Below are 4,274 nucleotides of genomic sequence, written 5' to 3'. Positions count from 1 at the left end.
CATCGCTAAGCCCGGCGTTCCCAGGCGGGAGTGGAGTGACCTCTTTGCCCTAGCAAGCTAGGGCCCCGTCGGAAGAAAAGTAGTATAGGGATCTCACGCCCGAGGCTGAGGGCGTTATAATCTCCGCAGCCCTAGCGGAGGTCCCTGAGATGGTTGTGCAACTCTTGCCTCAGTGTGAGAACTTACGGGAGCATGTTGAAACGATTCTAAACCTTTGGCAGCAGGATCCCACGCTCTCAGCAAAGCAAGATACAACCCGAGTTCAGGCTTCACTGAGCAAGGCTATTTCTCCAACTTTTGAGATTGTCTTTGCCGGTGCTTTTAGCGCTGGCAAGTCGATGCTGATCAACGCCTTGTTAGAAAGGGAGCTTCTCTATAGCGCTGAAGGACACGCCACAGGGACAGAGTGCTACATCTCCTATGCAGAGCCTGACGCCGAGAGGGTAGTACTCACCTTCCTCAGCGAGCGGCAGGTGCAGGAACAGATGGCTGCCTTCTGCACTCGCCTAGGCTTGACCCTACCCAGCGGCAACAACCTAGAGGAAGTCACCCTCAATCGCCTAAAAGAGCAGGCTGAGGCCATTGTTCAGCAGGAGGGCGGCAAAAGTAAGTCGGAACGAGCAAAGCAGGCAGATGCGCTGCGCTTATTAATTGAAGGTTTCCAGCAAAACCGCGCCAGAATTCACCCAACCGAAAACAGAGTATTTTCGATGGAACAGCTTAACCTTGGCAACCTAAGAGAAGCGGCCAGTTTTGCGCGGCGCGGTGCCAATAGTGCAGTTCTGCGGAAGATTGAGTACTACTGCCATCATCCTCTATTAGAAGACGGAAACGTTATTGTCGATACCCCTGGAATTGATGCTCCGGTTAAAGCGGATGCCGAGCGCACCTATCAAAAAATTGCCGATCCAAACACTTCCGCAGTTGTCTGTGTCCTCAAGTGTGCTACAACAGGTGAGCTGACTAAAGAAGAAACAGAACTCATTGAGCACATCCAAAGTAGCGAAAGTATTCGCGATCGAGTTTTTTATGTGTTCAACCGCATTGATGAAACTTGGTACAACTCCCAGCTAAGGCAGAGATTAGAGACCATCATTGACCAGCAGTTTCGTCAAGCCCGCCTATTTAAAACTAGTGCCCTGCTTGGCTTCTACGGCTCGCAGATCAGGGAAACGACTCGAGAAACAAGGTTTGGTCTGGATACCATTTTTGCAGAAAGTATAAAAGAGCTAGGTGGCAGAGAGCAGACACCTCAATTTATTAGCGAATTTGTCAAGTACTGTAGCTCCTCAGGCAGGCTTGTGGGATCCCCCTTCCGCCCTTCGGTGCACGGCTATGAGACTCCTATCGATAACTACGTTCGAATTCTAAGCGAGTGGGGCAAGCCCTTGATTGAGTACATGATCAAAGATAGCGGCATAGAAGAATTTCTCAGTGGGATTACTCGCTATTTGAAGGAAGAAAAGCGCCCGCAGTTGTTTATAGCTCTTGCCGATGACCTGCAGCCTCTGTGTATTGAGCTCAGAAAGTCCTACCTAGATCTTTATAGAGACCTAGACAGCCAACCCAGAGAAGTCGATAGCATGATTGCCCATGAGTTAATGCTTATTAATCAGCAGTTGAATAGGATTGGTCAAGAGTTTGATGAACACATTCAAACTATGGTTAGTGAAATTATCGACGGAACGGATAAAGAGTTTGAGTATGACTTCCGAAGGCTGCAGGCCAAGATGGTGCGTAGGCTGGATGAGCTTCTGGACACATTCTCAATAGATAGTGCCTATAGCCAAGCTGTTCGCATCCACCACCGTAACTCCACAGCTCCCTTTTTGGCTGTGCTGGTTGAGGCCCTTTACTACCTATCGAATCACCTAGAGGATATACTGGTCGAGTCTGCCACCACAGTTGTGGAGAACTCCTTCCGGCGGATTATCGATCGGGTATGCAGTGCAGACTACTACAAGCAGTTGTTTCGCCTACTGGGATCCGACGGTGATCTAGAGAAAAAACTACTAGAGGTTAAGGAAAAAGTTTGCACTGCATTAGTCAGCGGCGCTCGAAAAGAGTGCGATCGGTATCTAAGAGAAAGTCCTCGCTTCTATGACGAGGGCACTTTCTCCATTTACCAGTTCCGGGAAGTTTTAAAGCAAACATCTCAGTCCTACGATATTTCCGCTATTCGAGATGCGGAGCCGGGGATCCGGCAATTGCTGAAGCTTGACTTTGAGCCCAAAGTCAGCCAGACAATACGCTCTAACTTCCGGCAAGAAACCAACAATACCCTCAAGACTCAGCTCTTGCCCGTTGCTAAGGAAGTGGCTGATGAAATTCTGCAAAAGTATCCCGAAGCAAAGCAATTTATGGAAGCGACACTTAGAAAGGAAGCAGAAGAAAGAATTACCTTAAACCAACAGCGTCTAAGGGATCTAGAAGCAAAGATCGATAGCTACAACCAAGCCGTTTCTGGGATTAACCTATGCTTACAGGCTATGGGCCTAGGTCGTGAACTTTTGCCCTCGATTTCTTTACTGAAACCTTCTTCGACCGGTGAATTAGCTGACAGCTCAGCAGGTTCTTCCGAGCAGCCAGCGAGCGAAAGTGGGCCGAGTGATGAGATCTCTGACTTAGGTAAGATTTTCCCCGAGCTGGACAGCATACTTGACGATCTGAGATAAAGCAGTTTGTTTCTCCCTACTATTTGAGGAGGTGAAGTTTTGTTACCTAAGTCCCTGCCCTTGCAGCAATGCTTAGAAGGGGTTCTCTCCATAGGGGAGAAAACTTTCAAGGTTGCTAGCCTGGTCAAAGCTGCCCAAGAGGATTTGGCCAAAAAGGAAGAGCTCAATCGCTTGTTTATTGCAGCCTTGAGATCCTCGGGGATCCTCCCAGCGGAAAACCTGATTAGTATTGCCAGTAGCTTTCTTCCTCCTATTCCTATTCCTCCCGGATCTGAAGAAAAGTTAGAAAAGTTACTGCAAGAAACCAAGTGGTTTGATCAGGGCCTTACCTGTCAGCTCTTGGTACCGGGTAAGAAGGAGTGGGAGAAAGGTAGGGTCAGATTGCGGATCACTGTAGAGTTTGAGCCAGAGCGTACGAGCTCAGAAAGTAGCGATGGATCCCCTCTAGATGACCTTCGCACAGACAAGGAGTAGCTTAAGTTAGCGGGATGCATTAGGAGGCTGGGTCAGTGTCAAGCAACGATCAACCTCAGGATCGCTTTGTCGAGATAGATGCTTCTCCAAGCACCGTCATTGATATAGGAGGACGCCTGATCTACTCAAAAGAGTTTATTGGGGCTTGCTTAGAAAGTGCTTATGATAACTTTGGATCTCGTTTATCTGACAAACTTAGAGCCAGAAACATTTCATTTAACTATGGCTCGGTTAATTTTGGCAAAATAACTGATGCGAGAGGGATCCCTGCTAAACTTTTACGTCCTGGCTTGCCATGGATTGCCGGCAGAGTTAGGGTAAGGCTAGTAGCAGTAGTTGAGTTTGAGCCAGAAGATCCAGAATTAGCAAGCAGTGAATCTCCTCTGGATGCCTTTTGAAAAGACGCTGGTTAGCCAGGCCTGTAAGCACTAGGAAGCAAGACCATGGCCGATTCGGTACTTCTCAAAGCAGATGACAAAGAAACTGCCGTTGCGATTGGCGACCAAATTTATTTTCCTAGCGTTTTGCACAGTGCAATTTTGATTACCTTCTTGCAGATATCGCACGAACAAATGGCCACCTTCGCTGCAAAAAAGATTACGTAGAAATTGTAGAGGGAGTAAAATCCCGAATCTTACAGCCTAGAAAGGATTGGTCTGAGGGAAAGGTATCCCTTAAAGTTTGTCTCGAGTTTACTCCCGATAGTCCATCCCGAAATTCTGAAGAGAATCTAGATATTTTTCGCGCTACAGGTGAGTAGTGAATGAAAGAGAAAAAACCTGGTGAGAGGATCCCGATCCCAGCATCTGTGCGGGAGTATGTCTTCCAAAGGGATGGCTTCCGCTGCCGCAGTTGTGGCAAATCGCCCCCAGAGGTGCAGCTTCAGGTTGATCACATCGTCCCCCTTGCCCAGGGCGGCAGCAACGACATCAGCAACTTGCAAACCCTGTGCAAAGTCTGTAATCAGCGCAAAAAGGACAGGTGGGATCCCCGCTTTCGCCGCCGTTTCGATCTCTAGGGAGCTGAGACCTACCTCAAACAACAGACGGAAAGCCTATCCCTAACCCCCCTCTCCCTCAGAGGGGTTGGGGGTGAGGGCAGCAGCGCGAAGTGCTTGGGTAGGTG

Annotated in this window: 6 protein-coding genes; all 6 read left to right on the top strand. The window is 48.7% G+C overall.

The window, feature by feature from the left end; all coding sequences use genetic code 11:
• Window positions 1-149 precede the first annotated feature (149 nt).
• The 6 genes from NW853_RS09885 to NW853_RS09860 are packed head-to-tail and all read left to right on the top strand — an operon-like array spanning window position 150 to window position 4,167.
• Complete coding sequence (locus tag NW853_RS09885) at window positions 150-2,675, top strand: dynamin family protein (protein WP_414348925.1); 2,526 nt, start codon at window positions 150-152, stop codon at window positions 2,673-2,675.
• 39 nt (window positions 2,676-2,714) lie between these two features.
• On the top strand, window positions 2,715-3,149 hold the full coding sequence (locus tag NW853_RS09880) for a KGK domain-containing protein (RefSeq protein ID WP_414348924.1): 435 nt from the start codon (window positions 2,715-2,717) through the stop codon (window positions 3,147-3,149).
• 35 nt (window positions 3,150-3,184) lie between these two features.
• Complete coding sequence (locus tag NW853_RS09875; protein ID WP_414348923.1) at window positions 3,185-3,547, top strand: KGK domain-containing protein; 363 nt, start codon at window positions 3,185-3,187, stop codon at window positions 3,545-3,547.
• Window positions 3,548-3,592: 45 nt separating this feature from the next.
• Window positions 3,593-3,754 carry a hypothetical protein gene (locus NW853_RS09870; RefSeq protein WP_414348922.1) on the top strand — a complete coding sequence of 54 codons (162 nt, stop codon included), beginning with the start codon at window positions 3,593-3,595 and terminating at the stop codon, window positions 3,752-3,754.
• Entirely contained in the window at window positions 3,709-3,909 is a 201-nt protein-coding gene (locus NW853_RS09865; RefSeq protein ID WP_414348926.1) for a KGK domain-containing protein, read from the top strand. Before NW853_RS09870 ends, NW853_RS09865 begins: the two co-directional genes overlap by 46 nt.
• Window positions 3,910-3,912: 3 nt before the next feature.
• The gene (locus tag NW853_RS09860; RefSeq protein WP_414348921.1) at window positions 3,913-4,167 is read left to right on the top strand and encodes an HNH endonuclease; all 255 of its coding nucleotides are present in this window, start codon (window positions 3,913-3,915) and stop codon (window positions 4,165-4,167) included.
• The last annotated feature ends 107 nt before the right edge of the window (window positions 4,168-4,274 follow it).

The organism is Synechococcus sp. H55.11 (assembly GCF_047462475.1).
Classification (GTDB): Bacteria; Cyanobacteriota; Cyanobacteriia; order Thermostichales; family Thermostichaceae; genus Thermostichus.
Note: the sequence above shows the minus strand (reverse complement) of the source record. Positions and strands in the feature narration are given on the sequence as shown.

Coding starts and splice junctions, on each gene's coding strand:
- NW853_RS09870 (WP_414348922.1), top strand. CDS start 3,593: ATGGCCGATTCGGTACTTCTCAAAGCAGATGACAAAGAAACTGCCGTT.
- NW853_RS09860 (WP_414348921.1), top strand. CDS start 3,913: ATGAAAGAGAAAAAACCTGGTGAGAGGATCCCGATCCCAGCATCTGTG.
- NW853_RS09885 (WP_414348925.1), top strand. CDS start 150: ATGGTTGTGCAACTCTTGCCTCAGTGTGAGAACTTACGGGAGCATGTT.